The 14,242-nt window shown below is 61.8% G+C and carries 18 protein-coding genes and 1 pseudogene; 11 read left to right on the top strand and 8 right to left on the bottom strand.

Features of this window, described 5'->3' with window-relative positions:
- Nucleotides 1-47 precede the first annotated feature (47 nt).
- Together EK369_RS15920 and EK369_RS15915 are read left to right on the top strand one after the other, a co-directional pair.
- The gene (locus tag EK369_RS15920; RefSeq protein WP_235871450.1) at nucleotides 48-932 is read left to right on the top strand and encodes a beta-keto acid cleavage family enzyme; all 885 of its coding nucleotides are present in this window, start codon (nucleotides 48-50) and stop codon (nucleotides 930-932) included.
- A 17-nt stretch (nucleotides 933-949) separates the two neighbouring features.
- Complete coding sequence (locus tag EK369_RS15915) at nucleotides 950-2,275, top strand: aspartate aminotransferase family protein (RefSeq protein WP_127115253.1); 1,326 nt, start codon at nucleotides 950-952, stop codon at nucleotides 2,273-2,275.
- Here the strand turns inward: EK369_RS15915 and EK369_RS15910 are convergent.
- Together EK369_RS15910 and EK369_RS15905 are read right to left on the bottom strand one after the other, a co-directional pair.
- Complete coding sequence (locus tag EK369_RS15910) at nucleotides 2,272-2,745, bottom strand: dihydrofolate reductase (protein ID WP_127115252.1); 474 nt, start codon at nucleotides 2,743-2,745, stop codon at nucleotides 2,272-2,274. The two genes, EK369_RS15915 and EK369_RS15910, sit on opposite strands and share 4 nt — an antisense overlap.
- Nucleotides 2,746-2,748: 3 nt before the next feature.
- The gene (locus tag EK369_RS15905) at nucleotides 2,749-3,552 is read right to left on the bottom strand and encodes a thymidylate synthase (RefSeq protein WP_127115251.1); all 804 of its coding nucleotides are present in this window, start codon (nucleotides 3,550-3,552) and stop codon (nucleotides 2,749-2,751) included.
- Between the two features lie 132 nt (nucleotides 3,553-3,684).
- Between EK369_RS15905 and EK369_RS15900 the strand changes: the two genes are divergently transcribed.
- From EK369_RS15900 to EK369_RS15890, 3 genes are read left to right on the top strand one after another with little or no spacing between them, the layout of a single operon-like run.
- Nucleotides 3,685-4,113, top strand: coding sequence for a VOC family protein (locus tag EK369_RS15900; protein ID WP_127115250.1), 429 nt, complete (start codon nucleotides 3,685-3,687; stop codon nucleotides 4,111-4,113).
- Entirely contained in the window at nucleotides 4,110-4,823 is a 714-nt protein-coding gene (locus tag EK369_RS15895) for a DUF1194 domain-containing protein (RefSeq protein WP_235871449.1), read from the top strand. The genes EK369_RS15900 and EK369_RS15895 overlap by 4 nt, the downstream gene beginning before the upstream one ends.
- On the top strand, nucleotides 4,820-5,512 hold the full coding sequence (locus tag EK369_RS15890; RefSeq protein WP_127115249.1) for a DUF1194 domain-containing protein: 693 nt from the start codon (nucleotides 4,820-4,822) through the stop codon (nucleotides 5,510-5,512). Before EK369_RS15895 ends, EK369_RS15890 begins: the two co-directional genes overlap by 4 nt.
- Before the next feature lie 66 nt (nucleotides 5,513-5,578).
- On the opposite strand, the gene EK369_RS15885 is transcribed toward EK369_RS15890, so the two are convergent.
- The 3 genes from EK369_RS15885 to EK369_RS15875 form a co-directional block, all read right to left on the bottom strand.
- Nucleotides 5,579-6,076 carry a MarR family winged helix-turn-helix transcriptional regulator gene (locus tag EK369_RS15885; protein ID WP_127115248.1) on the bottom strand — a complete coding sequence of 166 codons (498 nt, stop codon included), beginning with the start codon at nucleotides 6,074-6,076 and terminating at the stop codon, nucleotides 5,579-5,581.
- Between the two features lie 91 nt (nucleotides 6,077-6,167).
- Nucleotides 6,168-6,431, bottom strand: coding sequence for a succinate dehydrogenase assembly factor 2 (locus EK369_RS15880; RefSeq protein ID WP_127115247.1), 264 nt, complete (start codon nucleotides 6,429-6,431; stop codon nucleotides 6,168-6,170).
- The gene (locus EK369_RS15875; RefSeq protein WP_127115246.1) at nucleotides 6,424-6,849 is read right to left on the bottom strand and encodes a helix-turn-helix domain-containing protein; all 426 of its coding nucleotides are present in this window, start codon (nucleotides 6,847-6,849) and stop codon (nucleotides 6,424-6,426) included. The genes EK369_RS15880 and EK369_RS15875 overlap by 8 nt, the downstream gene beginning before the upstream one ends.
- Before the next feature lie 86 nt (nucleotides 6,850-6,935).
- On the opposite strand from EK369_RS15875, the gene EK369_RS15870 reads away from it, so the two are divergent.
- Both EK369_RS15870 and EK369_RS15865 read left to right on the top strand, forming a co-directional pair.
- Complete coding sequence (locus EK369_RS15870; RefSeq protein WP_127115245.1) at nucleotides 6,936-8,138, top strand: pyridoxal phosphate-dependent aminotransferase; 1,203 nt, start codon at nucleotides 6,936-6,938, stop codon at nucleotides 8,136-8,138.
- A 9-nt stretch (nucleotides 8,139-8,147) separates the two neighbouring features.
- Nucleotides 8,148-8,552, top strand: a complete 405-nt coding sequence (locus EK369_RS15865) for a hypothetical protein (protein ID WP_127115244.1) — start codon at nucleotides 8,148-8,150, stop codon at nucleotides 8,550-8,552.
- A 67-nt stretch (nucleotides 8,553-8,619) separates the two neighbouring features.
- Here the strand turns inward: EK369_RS15865 and EK369_RS15860 are convergent, their stop codons facing one another.
- A complete protein-coding gene (locus EK369_RS15860; RefSeq protein WP_235871448.1) occupies nucleotides 8,620-9,975 on the bottom strand; it encodes an MATE family efflux transporter in 1,356 nt (451 codons plus the stop codon).
- Nucleotides 9,976-10,085: 110 nt separating this feature from the next.
- Here EK369_RS15860 and EK369_RS15855 point away from each other — a divergent pair, with 110 nt between their 5' ends.
- On the top strand, nucleotides 10,086-10,727 hold the full coding sequence (locus EK369_RS15855; RefSeq protein ID WP_127115242.1) for a DUF2461 domain-containing protein: 642 nt from the start codon (nucleotides 10,086-10,088) through the stop codon (nucleotides 10,725-10,727).
- Between the two features lie 19 nt (nucleotides 10,728-10,746).
- Here the strand turns inward: EK369_RS15855 and ppk2 are convergent, their stop codons facing one another.
- Entirely contained in the window at nucleotides 10,747-11,727 is a 981-nt protein-coding gene (ppk2, locus tag EK369_RS15850; protein ID WP_127115241.1) for a polyphosphate kinase 2, read from the bottom strand.
- A 203-nt stretch (nucleotides 11,728-11,930) separates the two neighbouring features.
- On the opposite strand from ppk2, the gene EK369_RS15845 reads away from it, so the two are divergent.
- The 3 genes from EK369_RS15845 to EK369_RS15835 all read left to right on the top strand — a co-directional run bounded on the left by EK369_RS15845 (nucleotide 11,931) and on the right by EK369_RS15835 (nucleotide 13,823).
- The gene (locus tag EK369_RS15845) at nucleotides 11,931-12,215 is read left to right on the top strand and encodes a DUF2218 domain-containing protein (protein WP_127115240.1); all 285 of its coding nucleotides are present in this window, start codon (nucleotides 11,931-11,933) and stop codon (nucleotides 12,213-12,215) included.
- Nucleotides 12,216-12,323: 108 nt separating this feature from the next.
- Complete coding sequence (locus EK369_RS15840) at nucleotides 12,324-13,184, top strand: alpha/beta fold hydrolase (RefSeq protein WP_235871447.1); 861 nt, start codon at nucleotides 12,324-12,326, stop codon at nucleotides 13,182-13,184.
- A gap of 27 nt (nucleotides 13,185-13,211) precedes the next feature.
- On the top strand, nucleotides 13,212-13,823 hold the full coding sequence (locus EK369_RS15835) for a glutathione S-transferase family protein (RefSeq protein ID WP_127115238.1): 612 nt from the start codon (nucleotides 13,212-13,214) through the stop codon (nucleotides 13,821-13,823).
- 129 nt (nucleotides 13,824-13,952) lie between these two features.
- On the opposite strand, the pseudogene EK369_RS15830 reads toward EK369_RS15835, so the two are convergent.
- A pseudogene (locus EK369_RS15830) lies at nucleotides 13,953-14,240 on the bottom strand (hypothetical protein); the annotation flags it as partial.
- Between the last annotated feature and the right edge of the window lie 2 nt (nucleotides 14,241-14,242).

The raw sequence follows: 14,242 nt of genomic DNA, 5'->3' as shown, positions 1-14,242 counted from the left end.
AACATACGTTATTTTTCCCAGTCATTGACTGTTTTTGTATTTCCGACATGCTTTTGGCTCAGAACACAACAACGAAAATCAAACCGATGCCTTCGACCCTCTCGCCAGACGCCAAGGTCCTGTCGCCCCATGGGGACAGCGGTGGCTATCAGCTGACTGTTGCACCAAATGGCGCACGCAGAACCCGTGCCGACCACCCTGCCCTGCCGATGACGGCCGACGAGCTGGCCCAGACCGCACGCGCCTGCCAGATCGCCGGTGCCACGGGCATCCATCTGCACGTGCGTGATGGCGCGGGCGTTCATTCTCTGGACCCAGGCCGCTACCGCGAGGCCATCGCAGCGATCACCGAGCGCGCACCGGGCATGCGCATCCAGATCACCACCGAGGCCGCAGGGCTATACGACGTGGACACCCAGCTTGCCTGCCTCGACCAGCTCCGCCCCGCCGCGGCCAGCGTCTCGGTGCGGGAAATGGCGCGCGACCCTGCGCTGGCTGCGCAGCTCTACGCGCTGGCGGATGAGGCGAGCACACAGGTCCAGCACATCCTTTATGACCCCTCTTGCGTTGCGCAGTATCAGGACTGGCGCGCCAAGGGCGTGATCCGGCCCTCACAAGACGATGTGATCTTTGTGCTCGGCCAATACGCCCCTCCGGTTGCGGCAAAGCCGAGCGACCTGTCTCCTTTTCTGACCGCGCTCGACCCCGCGCCCGGCAGCTGGACGACCTGTGCCTTTGGTCGGACCGAGATTGCCTGTCTTCTGGCCACGATTGAACGGGGCGGACACGTGCGGATCGGGTTTGAAAACAACCTTGTAACGGCCGCAGGTAAAGTGCTTCCTGACAACGCCGCCAGTGTTCGCGCCCTTGTCGCCGCCGCCTCGGCCCAAGGCCACCATCCTGCGACCTTTCCCCCTGATCTGGCTGCCTGACCAAAGGAACCCCGCGTATGTCCCATGTCTTTCCTCGCCATACCAAAAAACCGCCGCCCAAGGCTGTCTCGGGCCAGGGCTGCTACCTGATCGACGCCGACGGCAAACGCTATTTCGACGGCTCGGGCGGGGCTGCCGTCTCATGCCTTGGTCATGGAGACGCCGAGATTGCCGCGGCCATCAAGGCACAAGTGGATCAGCTGGCCTTTGCCCACACCGGATTTTTCACCTCGGACCCTGCCGAAGATCTGGCGGACCTGCTGATCGCCAACGCGCCCGGTACTCTGGACCGTGTCTACTTTGTCTCGGGCGGCTCCGAGGCCACCGAAGCGGCCATCAAACTGGCCCGCCAATACCACGTGGAACGTGGCGAGCCGCAACGCAGCCACATCATCGCCCGCAAACAAAGCTATCACGGCAATACCCTTGGCGCGCTGGCAGCAGGCGGCAATGAATGGCGGCGTGAACAGTTCGCACCGCTTCTGGTGAACGTCAGCCACATCTCGCCCTGCTATGAATACGTGGGCCGCGCCGACGGGGAAACGGCGCGGGACTACGGTCTGCGCATGGCGCAGGAACTCGAAGACGAAATCCTGCGTCTCGGCACCGACAAGGTCATCGCCTTTATGGCAGAGCCCGTGGTGGGGGCCACGGCGGGGGCTGTCCCTGCGGTTGAGGGATATTTTCAGAGAATCCGTGAAATTTGTGACACTTACGGGGTGCTCCTGATTCTGGACGAGGTCATGTGCGGCATGGGGCGCACCGGCCACCTCTTTGCCTGCGAGGCCGATGGCGTGGCGCCGGATATCCTCTGCATCGCCAAGGGTCTGGGCGCAGGATATCAACCCATCGGCGCCATGCTGTGCACCGATGCCATCTATGCCACGATCGAAAACGGGTCGGGGTTCTTTCAGCACGGCCACACCTACATCGGTCATCCGGTGGCCACCGCTGCGGGGTTGGCCGTGGTGCGCGCCATGCTGGACCGGGGCCTGATTCCGCGTGTGCGTGACATGGGCGACAAGCTGCAACTGGCTCTGGTCGCAAAGCTGGGGCAACACCCCCATGTCGGCGACATTCGCGGACGCGGGCTGTTTCGCGGCATTGAGCTTGTCGAAGACCGCGAGACCAAGACGCCGTTCGACCCTGCGCGCAAGCTTGCCGCCAAGATCAAAAAGGCCGCCTTTGCCGGTGGGCTGATCTGCTATCCGATGTCCGGCACCCGTGACGGGGTGCATGGCGACCATGTGCTGCTCGCCCCGCCCTTTATCCTGGAGGACCACCACATAGACGAAATTGTCGACAAGCTTTCCACGGCAATTGACACGGCGCTGGCGACTTAGCGCCTCAGGTATTCATGCACCACACAGGCCGGAGCCTCGTCACGCAACGGGGTCTTGCCGATCAGTTGCCACTCGTCGCCGAACTCGGGAAAGAACACATCCGCATCCGCGACCGTCAGCGCCACCTCGGTCACCAACAGCCGATGGGCCAACGGCAGAAGCTCGCGGTAAATGCGATGCCCGCCGATGCCATAAAGGCGCCGGTGGCCTGCCGCATGGGCAAACGCGATGGCCTCTTCAAGGTTGGAACAGACATTCTCCGCCAACTCCGGGTTCGACGATACCACAATATTCAGGCGGTTTTTCAGGGGCTTGAAGGGCAAACTGTCCCATGTGTTGCGCCCCATGATGATGGCAGCACCACTGGTTTCACGTTGAAAGAACTTGAGATCCTCGGGCGCGTGCCACGGGATTTCATTGCCCCGGCCTATGGCCCCGTTGCGATCCCGCGCGACAATCAGCGAGATCATGGATTACACCGCCACCGGCGCGGAAATCGCCGGGTCCGGATCATAATCCAGCACTTCAAAATCCTCGAATTTGAAATCGAACAACGACGTCACCTCAGGGTTCAACCGCACTTGTGGCAAGGGCTTTGGCGTACGTGCCAGCTGTTTGGTCACCTGCTCCATGTGGTTCGAATAGATATGGGCATCACCAATCGTGTGCACAAAATCCCCCGCCTCGTATCCGGTTACCTGCGCCAGCATTTTCAACAGAAGCGCATAAGACGCGATGTTGAACGGCACGCCAAGGAACATGTCCGCTGAACGTTGATACAGCTGCAAATGCATCTTTTTGCCGATGATCCGCACCTGCCACAGCGTGTGACACGGCGGCAGCGCCATCTCGGGCACGTCACCGGGGTTCCACGCCGAGACAATCAGGCGGCGACTGTCGGGCGACGTCTCGATCATCTTCAACAGGTCAGCGATCTGGTCGACCTCCCCAATGCCCTCTGGGCCAAACTTTGGAAAATGCCGCCATTGGTGCCCGTAGACTGGCCCAAGGTCACCCTTGTCATCCGCCCATTCGTCCCAGATCGAAACACCGTTTTCCTTGAGATATCCAATGTTTGTGTCCCCCGCGAGGAACCACAACAGTTCGTGAATGATCGACTTCAGATGCAGTTTCTTGGTCGTCACCAACGGGAACCCATCCGCCAGCGAATACCGCGCCTGCATCCCGAAATGCGAGATGGTGCCGGTGCCCGTGCGGTCGGTTGATTCCTGGCCATGCTCCAGAATGGTGCGCAACTGGTCGTGATACTGCTGCATCTGCTCTTCCCCCCGGAAGTTATCGTTGCTTCCCTCATAAAGCCTTCGTGAAGGTCCGCCAAGACGGTTTGGACTGGAAAGCGCCCCCCGAGGGTGGTTTGATCGTGGCAACCACATGCGAAGGGGAAAACAATGCACGTGAAATACCTGCACACCATGGTGCGCGTCAGCGATCTCGAGGCGTCGATGGCGTTTTATGCGCTGCTGGGGCTCAAGGAAATCCGCCGCTGGGACAGCGAAGGGGGCCGCTTTACGCTGGTCTACCTCGCCTCCGAGGGCAACGAGGACACGCCGCTCGAGCTGACCTGGAACTGGGATGGCGACGACGGGTTGCCCAGCGACTCGCGCCATTTCGGGCATCTGGCCTATGAGGTCGGCAATATCTACGAGATGTGCCAGCACCTGATGGACAACGGTGTCACCATCAACCGCCCGCCGCGTGACGGGCGCATGGCCTTTGTCCGCTCGCCCGACAACATCTCGATCGAGCTGTTGCAACAGGGCGAGGCGCTGGCCCCGGCGAACCCCTGGGCCAGCATGGACAGCGTTGGCCACTGGTGATCCGGGCGCTTGCCCTCTGGGCCGCGCTTTGGGCCATGCCAGCCGGGGCGACCGAGTGTCGCCTCGCCTTGGCGCTGGCGCTGGATGTGTCCTCGTCCGTGGATGCTCTCGAGGACAAGTTTCAGCGCAGGGGTCTTGCAAACGCGCTGATCTCGGCCGAGGTTGAGCGGGCGTTTTTCCTGTCTCCTCAACCGGTTGCCCTCGCTGTTTTTGAATGGAGCGGCGCACATCACCAGCACGTGCTGCTGGATTGGCGGCTGATCGAGACGCCCAATGACCTCTATGACGTCTCCGCGCGCCTGGGTGGCTCTGCCCGCACCCGCGATGACGAGGCCACCGCCTTGGGTCAGGCCCTGGCCTTTGCCGCACAGCTCTTTGCGCGGGCGCCTGACTGTCTGGGCAATACCCTGGATATCAGCGGCGACGGCATGAACAACGACGGCTTTGGCCCGCACCTCGCCTATAGGAATTTCCCCCTTGGGGGCATCACCGTCAATGGCCTGGCGATCCGCTCACTGGGATTTTCCACCGGGGCCTTTACTGCCGCCCCTGTCGACATTCGCGGGTATTTTGAACGCGAGGTGATCCGTGGCCCGAACGCCTTTGTCGAAGTGGCGGCGAACTATGGGGATTATGAACGCGCGATGCGGCGCAAGCTTGAGCGTGAACTGGCCCCCTTGATCGTCACCCGACTGCAGGCAGAGCCATGACTTGGGCGCGCGCCCTGCTTTTGTCGCTGGTGCTGGCCGGCCCCGCCGCGGGGGAATGCCGTCAGGCGCTGGCGCTGGGGCTGGATGTCTCGGGCTCGGTCGACAGCCGCGAATACCGCCTGCAGCTGGACGGTCTGGCCGCCGCCCTCAACACCCCTGCGGTGCGCGACGTGCTGCTTGGGGATCCGGAATGGCCCGTGCGCCTGGCGGTGTTTGAATGGAGCGGCCCGCGCAAGTTCAACCGCCGCTTGCTGCTCGACTGGACCGCCATCCGCTCCGAGGCCGATCTGAGCCAAGTCACCACAACCCTGCAGGACACAACCCGCCGCGCCGCTGACCCGTCCACCGCCCTTGGCGAGGCGATGCGCTTTGGCACGGCGCTGCTGGCCAGCCAATCCGATTGCCCGAAACGCACATTGGATATCTCAGGCGACGGCAAATCCAACACAGGCCCCCGGCCCCACGACATCGACAGCCCCACGTGGCTGACCGTAAACGGTCTGACCATCGGCGATCCGGACGCACGACGCCTGACCCTGCAGGAACTCAGCGCCTATTACACCGCCAATGTCATCCGCGGCCCCGGTGCCTTTGTTGAAACCGCTCTGGGGTTTGACGACTACGAACAGGCCATGGCCCGCAAGCTTTTGCGCGAACTCGAGGGGCTGTCACTGGCCCATCTGCGCTAAGGTGGCAAGAGACCCGCACTCGTCACTCGTGACATTGCGCTTTACCCACGGGTCGTTTGCGCAAGTTCAATAGATATAGCGGATCTGATCGCCCCAATAGCGTTCCACCCGGCGCAGGGCAAAGGTGATGGTGTCGATCCCATCCGCGTCCAGTATGCCCTTGGATTGCAGCCCCTCGGCGTGGCGTTCGAACAGGGCCTCGACCACCTTGTGGATTTCGCGCCCCTTCTGGGTCAGCCGCACCCGCACCGAACGGCGATCAATCTCGCAGCGCTGGTGGTGCATATAGCCCATCTCGACCAGTTTCTTCAGGTTGTAGCTGACGTTCGAGCCCTGATAATAACCGCGCGATTTCAGCTCGCCCGCAGTGACCTCATTGTCCCCGATATTGAACAGCAAAAGCGCCTGAACGGCGTTGATTTCCAGCACCCCCACACGTTCAAATTCGTCCTTGATGACATCCAGCAACAGACGGTGCAGGCGTTCCACGAGGGCCAATGAATCCAGATAAGCCAGCATAAAGCTCTTATCTGTTGTCTCCCCGATCGATCCGTGAATACTCATGTTTTTCTCCGGCAGTCTTTCCTTGCAAAGGAACCTGGGGGAAAAACACGAACATTAGGTTAAGTCGTCAGGTAATCTCGTAAAATGCAATCTATTCCGATCCCGAGATCGCCTGCGAGATATCCTGGATCAGATCAGCGAACCTTGCCGGGGCCGAAACCTGCCCGGTGACCCATTGGTAGAGGTCCTGGTCGTTTTCGTGCAGCAGCGCATCATAAAGATCCAGCGCCGCCGCATCCATCCCCGCCAGATTGTCGTCGGCATAGCGCTCAAGGATGATATCCATCTCCTTGATACCGCGCCGCATCGAGCGCATCTTCATCCGCTTCAGACGGTTCTCGTGGGTCTCAGTCATTCTGAACGGTCTCTTTCAACTGCTCGCGCAGCTTCTTCTCCAGCCGCGCCAGCCGGTCCAGGTTGGACTTCATCTGCACACGCACATCGCGGATTTCAATCAGGATGCCAGCCATGTCCGGCATGCCGTCACCGGCAACATCCGGCGCGTTCAGGCCACCGTCGCCTTCACCCGTCAAAAGCCAGCCCACAGACACATTCAACAACCCCGCCATCATCTGCAGCTTGTTGGCGCGCGGCTCATTGGTGTCGTCTTCCCAGCCTCTTGCGGTGGACAGTTTCACGCCCAGCCGACGGGCAAACTCTTCCTGATTCAGGCCCGCAAAGCCGCGCGCTGCCGCGAGGCGGTCCCCAAACGTTGCCACATCTTCGCCGTACCAATAGTCGTGATAGTCCTGTTCCGTGGAATCGTCTGACATTTTCTGCTTTCCTCTGTGTTGGCGCTTGATCGGGTGCCGGGCGCACCCTAAGACATGGGCTTGGTGAATACAAACGAGGAACCGCCATGTCTTTCCTGTCCGCGACACTATCCCGCGTCAAACCCTCTCCGACCATCGCGGTGACCACCAAGGCAGGCGAACTGCGCGCCGCCGGGCGCGATGTGATCGGCCTCGGTGCAGGCGAGCCAGACTTCGACACGCCCGAGAACATCAAGGCCGCCGCCGTGCAGGCCATCGCCGATGGCAAGACCAAGTACACCGCCGTCGATGGAATCCCGGAGCTCAAGGCCGCGATCTGCGCGAAATTCGCGCGCGAGAATGGCCTGACCTATGCCCCCAACCAGGTCAGCGTCGGAACCGGTGGCAAGCAGATCCTCTATAATGCGCTGATGGCCACGCTGAACCCCGGCGACGAGGTGGTGATCCCCGCGCCCTATTGGGTCAGCTACCCCGACATGGTGCTGCTCGCCGGTGGCACGCCGGTCGTCGCCACCGCAACGCTGGACAACAGCTTTAAACTGACGCCCGCCCAGCTCGAGGCCGCGATCACGCCTAAAACCAAGTGGCTGATCTTCAACTCGCCCTCGAACCCCACCGGCGCAGGCTATAGCCGTGCGGAATTGAAAGCGCTGACAGACGTCCTGATGCGTCATCCCCATGTCTGGGTGATGACCGACGACATGTATGAACACCTCGCCTATGACGATTTTGAGTTCTGCACCCCGGCCGAGGTTGAACCCGCGCTTTATGACCGCACCCTGACCTGCAACGGTGTGTCCAAGGCCTATGCCATGACCGGCTGGCGCATCGGCTATGCGGCGGGTCCCGTCGAGCTGATCAACGCCATGCGCAAGATCCAGTCACAGTCCACCTCGAACCCCTGCTCGGTCAGCCAATGGGCCGCGGTCGAGGCACTGAACGGGCCGCAGGAGTTCCTTGCCGCCAATACCGAGACCTTCACCCGCCGCCGCAATCTGGTGGTCTCCATGCTGTCTCAGATTGACGGCATCACCTGCCCGGTGCCCGAGGGTGCCTTTTACGTCTATCCGTCGATTGCCGGGCTGATCGGCAAGACAACCCCGGCGGGCACCGTGATCTCGGACGACGAAGCCTTTGCCACGGCACTGTTGGAAGAGGCCGAGGTGGCCGTGGTCTTTGGCGCCGCATTCGGGCTTTCCCCGAACTTCCGTGTCAGCTACGCTACATCGGACGAGGCGTTGAAAACCGCGTGTGAACGGATTCAAGAGTTCTGCGCCTCGCTGGGTTAAGGGGGCGCAATGTCGGCAGAACTGCCTGAATACTATTTCCGTGTGCGCGAAAACGGCGCGCTGGTGTTTCGGGTCGACACCCAGAACCGCCAGCGCCGCATCGACATGGATCAGATCGCCGTGGTGAACATCCGCAATGGCGAGATCAAACCCCATGGCGACCGCATCCTGTCCCAGGCCGATCTGGCCGCGATCCAGACCTGGATGGACGAGCGCCACGAGGTGCTGGCCCATCGTGACATCGACGACATCCACCGGGCGGTGGACTACATGAACCTCACCACGCAATGGGCGCAGTCGCGGGCCACGCCGGAGCAGCTCGAAGAGGTGACGGATGCGCTGTTGCTGGCGATGCACGACCTGCGATCCGTTCTGGTGCGCAAGAAAGCGGATCGCTTGATGAAGGGGGAGTGAGGGGCGCTGCCCCTCTTGGCCTTAGAGGCCAATTCACCCCGGAGTATTTTTGGCGAAATGAAGCGGATCAGGTCGCGAATTGCCGCCGCAAGCTGGCGAGTTTCGGCCCCCAGAAGCGCCACATCAGCAGCACTGCCGCAACGCTGAGCCCGACCACCAGCCCCAACCAGACGCCAACGCCGTTCCAGCCCACCACAAAACCCAGCACATAGCCGCAGGGCACGCCGATCCCCCAGTAGCTGATGGCGGCGATGATCATCGGGGCGCTGGTGTCCTTGACCCCGCGCAACAGGCCCAGCGCCATGACCTGGGCGCCGTCGGTCAATTGGAAGATCGCCGCGACAAAGACCAGCGACACACCGACGCCAAGGATCGCCTCGCGTTCCGGTTCATTGGGGTTGAGGAAGAGCGACAGCAGCTCTTCGGGGAAGATCAAGAGCATTGCCACCGCAAGCAGCGCCGTCACCAGCGACAGGACAATCGCCACATTGGCGCCGCGTGCCAGATGCTGTGCATCGCGCCGCCCCATGGCGTTGCCTGCGCGCACGGTGGCGGCGCTGGAAAACCCCAGCTGCACCATGAAGGCAAGGCTGGCCAGTTGTAGCGCAATCCCATGCGCCGCCAGCGCAATGGTGCCGAGCCACCCCATCATCACGCTGGAGGCGGCAAAGAGGGACACTTCGGACAGGTTGGTGACGCCAATAGGCGCACCAAGACGAAAGACCTGTCCGAAGGCCTCCCAGTCCGGACGCCAGAGCCGGGCAAACAGGCTGTGTTCCGGCAGCGCCATCCGTGCGTAGATCGCGCAGCCCACCAGCGAGACGACCTGCACCAGAAGCGAGGCAACAGCCGCACCAACCACGCCCAGTTCGGGCAGGCCCCAGTTGCCGAAAATCAGCGCGTAATTGGCAAAGGCATTGACCACGGCCGCCGCCACGGTCACCCAGAACACCACGCGCGTGTGCTCCAACGCGGCAAGGTAGGACTTTAGCACCATCACCAGGAGTGCAGGCAACATGCCCAAACCCACAAGACGCAGATAGCGCTGGGCCAGTTCGGCGGTCTCCGCCGTTTGCCCCAGAAGTGACAGGAAGGCCCCGGAGTACCAGAACAGCGGCAGCACCACCGCGGCAAAGATTGCCGAAAGCCACATGCCCATGCGCGTCACACGGCGCAGCGTGACCTCGTCCCCTGACGCATCCGCCTCGGCCACCAGCGGCATCACCGCGATTGCAAAACCCGAGCCAAAGATGAAGGTGACAAAGAAAAACGTGCTGCCCAGCACCACAGCGGCCAGTGCCTCGACCGAATACCAGCCCAGCATGATCGTATCCGTAAGACCGATGGCAAAATGCGCCACATGCCCGCCAATCAGCGGAATGCCCAGGCGCAAAACCGCGCGCGTATGTTCTCTATAGGACATGGGGTGTGACATGGCCGTACCTTAAGCTCTGGATTTTTTGAGGTCTGAGCCGGGGACTTTGCCCAAGCTTTGTGCACTTGTAAAGTGCCTGCATCCACAAGGAGGCGCTTATGTCAGATGGATTTGAAACTTTGGTGCCGGATGCCCGCAGCTTCTTGCGGGATCTCTCTGCCAACAACAACCGCGATTGGTTTCTGGACCACAAATCCCGCTACGAAGATCAGCTCAAGGCGCCAGCCCTGGCGCTGCTCGATGTGACAGGGGCAGAGCTGGAAAAACGGACCGGTGCCCCGGTTGAAACCAAACTGTTCCGCCCGCACCGCGATGTGCGCTTTTCCAAGGACAAGACGCCCTATCACACCCATCTGCACATGCTGTGGTCCGGTGGTGGCATGGGCTGGTTCCTGGGCATTGCCCCGGATTATGTCAGCGCCGGTGCCGGGGTTTTCGGCTTTGACAAATCGCAGCTCACCACCTGGCGCGAGATGGTGGACAATGACGGGGACGCCATCGCGGCAACGCTCACCGGTTTGCAGGACAAGGGCGCGCGCCTTGGTGAGCCCGAGTTGAAACGGGTGCCCGCGCCCTTTGACAAAGAGCACCCCCATGGCGCGCTGTTGCGGCGCAAGGGGGTGCACCTGTGGTTTGACACGGACGAGGCGACCTTGAAAAAAGACGGCCTAACCCAATGGGTCTCGGCCGCCTTTTCAGAGCTTCTGCCCGTTCAGACTGCGCTGCGCCCCCTCCTGTAGCACAGCGCAAGCAGTGCTCTTATCTCTTGCGCGAGTCCGGATGCAGCGAGGTGCCCAGAATGTGATCCGAGCGATGGATCACATGGCTCGCCGTGTTCACGATCAGCGGATCAGGCGCATGGGCGATGTCCAGATCCTTGCCCGGGTAATCCAGCGAATTCAGGAAATGCAGCATACAGTTCAGACGTGCGCGTTTCTTGTCGTTCGACTTGATCACCGTCCAGGGGGCATCCGCCGTGTCGGTGTAAAAGAACATCGCTTCCTTGGCCTCGGTGTAGTCGTCCCACTTGCCCAGTGACGCCTTGTCGATCGGCGACAGCTTCCACTGTTTCAGCGGGTCCTGCTCGCGGCTTTCAAAGCGGCGGCGCTGTTCGTCCTGGGTGACCGAGAACCAATATTTGTAAAGCCGGATGCCCGACCGCACCAGCATCTGCTCCAGATCCGGGGTCTGGCGCATAAATTCCAGGTATTCGCCCGGCTCGCAAAAGCCCATGACACGTTCCACACCGGCGCGGTTGTACCACGAGCGGTCATAGAGCACGATCTCACCGGCGGTGGGCAGGTGGTCGATGTAGCGCTGGAAATACCATTGCCCGCGCTCTTCATCGGTGGGCTTGTTCAGCGCCACAACCCGCGCAGCCCGCGGATTCAGGTGTTCGGTAAACCGCTTGATCGTGCCCCCTTTACCGGCGGCGTCACGGCCTTCGAACAACATCACGAATTTCTGGCCGGTCTCCTGCGCCCACAATTGCACCTTGAGCAGCTCGGCCTGAATCTGGGCCTTTTGCGCCTCGTAGGTGCGGCGCGACAGCTTCTTGTCATAGGGGTACTGCCCGCTTTCAAAGGCGCGGCGCACTTCTTCCGCCGAGGGGGGCGTAGTGCGGCCTTCGGTCGGGCTATCCGTTGACAGGACGGCCTTGTCTGCGGGCGCGGCTGGCGCCTTTGCATCCTGGGTCGCTTTTTTGAGTGCAGCAGGGGTGTTCGCAGCGGTTGCGGTCATAAAAATCTCCATTTGTCTGAACTGCGCAAACCTTAACGGAACAACGACGCACTTACCTTGATGTGCGTCAAAACAGGTGCGTCACGTGCAGGTTTTTGAATTGATATTGTGGCAATTCTTATTGGTGCCTGCCCGCGCACCGGACTAGGGTTACACCTGTGCCCCAAACGGCACGCAAATTCCGCGCGAACACAGGCTTTCTCATGACCCAACACGCCACAGGCACTGCCCCCACCGCAAGCGCCAGCCGCTACCTGCAACAACTCTGCAAACACTGGTCCCACAAGGCCAAGGCCGAGTTTACCCCCGAGGCCGGAAGCATCCGGTTCGACAGCGGCAACCGTCTGCAGATGACCGCCCTGCCCGACAGCCTGAGCCTCAGCGTCACTGTGCCCGACGACGGCGACCTTGCCCAGTTTCAGGACGTGGTCGACCGCCACCTGGTGCGCTTCGCCTTTCGCGAGGACCTCGTCATCACCTGGTCCTGAGCCGCATCCCGCCTGACGGAAGGTCACGACAAAGTTTCATTCACATCCCTGCCCAAGACTGGTTCACTGCCCCTCATCGGGATGAACGCACCACATTGGGGGGGCCAAATGCGCAGCGAGATCGTGACGCTGAACGGACAGGCGTTTTTCCTGCGGCGCTGGGGCGATCCCTCTCTGCCAATCCTGCTGCTGTTGCACGGATTTCCCGAATACGGCGGGGCCTGGCAGGATCTTGCCCCTCACCTCAGCCACCGCTTTCATTGCGTCGCCCCGGATCAACGCGGCTACGGCCAAAGCTGGTGCCCCGAAGGCGTCGCCCACTACCGGACCTCGGCGCTTGTCGGGGACATGCGGGCCCTGATCGAACACATCGGCGCGCCGGTCACGGTGATGGGGCACGACTGGGGGGCCTCTGTGGCCTATGGGCTGGCCATGTTCGCGCCTGAATGCGTCGATCGGCTGATCATTGCAAACGGCGTCCACCCGGTCCCGTTCCAGCGCGAGATGGCGGCGGGCGGCGCCCAATCCGAGGCCTCGCAATACATCAACATGCTGCGTGCCCCCGAGACAGCAGACCAGATGCTTGCCGATGACTGCGCCGGCATGGAAAGCTTCTTTCGCCACCAGTTTGGCGCGGACTGGCTGGAGGAGGACACGCTCGCCCTCTACAAAACCGAATGGGCCCGCCCCGGACGGCTTCAGGCCATGCTGAACTGGTACCGCGCCTCGCCCTTGCAGGTGGCTGCCCCCGGCAAACCGATCACCGACCTCGCACCGCTGCCGCTGGACAGGCTGCATGTGCGCTGCCCCCACCTCTTAATCTGGGGGCCGGATGACACCGCACTCTTGCCGCAATCCACCAAGGGCCTCGAAGCCTTCGCCCCCGACCTGACCCGCATCACCATTCCCGACACGGATCACTGGCTGATCCACCAAAAACCCCCACGCCATCGCAGAGGCCATCCTTAACTGGATGCCCGAAACAGGAGAGACCCCATGATCAAAGTTCACCACCTCAACCACTCCCGCTCACTGCGCATTCTCTGGCTGCTCGAAGAGCTGGGCGTCGATTACGAGGTCATCCGCTACGCGCGCGACGCCAAAACCAACCTCGCCCCACCCGAGCTTCTGAAAATCCACCCCCTGGGCAAATCCCCGGTGATCGAGATCGACGGCCAAACCGTCACCGAATCCGGTGCCATCGTCGAAGTGCTCTGCGCCCTTCATGGCCCGCACATGGTGCCCGAGGCCGGAACGCCCGCGCATTGGCAGCACCTTGAACTGATTCACTTTGCCGAAGGTTCGGTGATGACCCCGATCCTGCTGAACCTCTACGTGGGTCTGCTGGGAGAGGCCGGCGCACCGCTGCATCCCCGCATTCAGGCCGAGCTGAAAAACCACTTCGATCATATGGAACGGGTTCTGCGCCCCTCGGGTCACTTCGTGCTGGATGATCTCTCAGCCGCCGACATCATGCTCAGCTTTCCCGCCTCGGTGATCAAACGACTGGGTCGCCAAGACACCTACCCCCGCCTCTCTGCCTTCCTCGAGATGATCGAGTCCCGCCCCGCCTATCAACGCGCGCTCAAGGCCGGTGGCGGCGCCTGAACCGCACTCCAACAGGATCTCCCGCCCCCGCTTGTGCCCTTGCGGGCCCATCGCGGCCTTGGGCCCAGCGCCTCGCCTTTGGCGAGGCGCTGCCACCCCCAACCGGCGGCGTGGCATCTGTGATGCCGCTCAGACGGGCGGGAGCACTCCCCTCTCACAAGAACAACTGTGGGTCCAATCGTCGGGATCACCCGAGTTGTTTGGCGACAGCCCCAGAATGTCGCCCTCGGTTGAGCATCCCAGCCCCAGCACCGTGCGATTGGCATAAGAGAAATGGGCCGGGACCTGGTTGATCTCGAGGATCTCTCCATCCGCAAAGCCAACCTCCCGCACCCCCCGCACATCCGCCTCAATCAGCGTCGCCGGTGCCTCGGTCAGCTTCTGCGCATAAACCATCGCTGTGGTTTGCGCGGCATTCG

Origin of the sequence: Shimia sediminis (assembly GCF_003990645.1) — a bacterium.
GTDB lineage: Bacteria > Pseudomonadota > Alphaproteobacteria > Rhodobacterales > Rhodobacteraceae > Shimia > Shimia sediminis.
Note: the sequence above shows the minus strand (reverse complement) of the source record. Positions and strands in the feature narration are given on the sequence as shown.

Bases quoted from the DNA above. Each gene is read 5' to 3' on its own strand.
- EK369_RS15840 (WP_235871447.1), top strand. From the start codon at position 12,324: ATGCGCAGCGAGATCGTGACGCTGAACGGACAGGCGTTTTTCCTGCGG.
- ppk2 (WP_127115241.1), bottom strand. From the start codon at position 11,727: ATGACCGCAACCGCTGCGAACACCCCTGCTGCACTCAAAAAAGCGACC.
- EK369_RS15905 (WP_127115251.1), bottom strand. From the start codon at position 3,552: ATGCAGCAGTATCACGACCAGTTGCGCACCATTCTGGAGCATGGCCAG.
- EK369_RS15920 (WP_235871450.1), top strand. From the start codon at position 48: ATGCTTTTGGCTCAGAACACAACAACGAAAATCAAACCGATGCCTTCG.
- EK369_RS15910 (WP_127115252.1), bottom strand. From the start codon at position 2,745: ATGATCTCGCTGATTGTCGCGCGGGATCGCAACGGGGCCATAGGCCGG.
- EK369_RS15875 (WP_127115246.1), bottom strand. From the start codon at position 6,849: ATGTCAGACGATTCCACGGAACAGGACTATCACGACTATTGGTACGGC.
- EK369_RS15900 (WP_127115250.1), top strand. From the start codon at position 3,685: ATGCACGTGAAATACCTGCACACCATGGTGCGCGTCAGCGATCTCGAG.
- EK369_RS15835 (WP_127115238.1), top strand. From the start codon at position 13,212: ATGATCAAAGTTCACCACCTCAACCACTCCCGCTCACTGCGCATTCTC.
- EK369_RS15845 (WP_127115240.1), top strand. From the start codon at position 11,931: ATGACCCAACACGCCACAGGCACTGCCCCCACCGCAAGCGCCAGCCGC.
- EK369_RS15915 (WP_127115253.1), top strand. From the start codon at position 950: ATGTCCCATGTCTTTCCTCGCCATACCAAAAAACCGCCGCCCAAGGCT.
- EK369_RS15870 (WP_127115245.1), top strand. From the start codon at position 6,936: ATGTCTTTCCTGTCCGCGACACTATCCCGCGTCAAACCCTCTCCGACC.
- EK369_RS15885 (WP_127115248.1), bottom strand. From the start codon at position 6,076: ATGAGTATTCACGGATCGATCGGGGAGACAACAGATAAGAGCTTTATG.
- EK369_RS15865 (WP_127115244.1), top strand. From the start codon at position 8,148: ATGTCGGCAGAACTGCCTGAATACTATTTCCGTGTGCGCGAAAACGGC.
- EK369_RS15855 (WP_127115242.1), top strand. From the start codon at position 10,086: ATGTCAGATGGATTTGAAACTTTGGTGCCGGATGCCCGCAGCTTCTTG.
- EK369_RS15860 (WP_235871448.1), bottom strand. From the start codon at position 9,975: ATGTCCTATAGAGAACATACGCGCGCGGTTTTGCGCCTGGGCATTCCG.
- EK369_RS15890 (WP_127115249.1), top strand. From the start codon at position 4,820: ATGACTTGGGCGCGCGCCCTGCTTTTGTCGCTGGTGCTGGCCGGCCCC.
- EK369_RS15880 (WP_127115247.1), bottom strand. From the start codon at position 6,431: ATGACTGAGACCCACGAGAACCGTCTGAAGCGGATGAAGATGCGCTCG.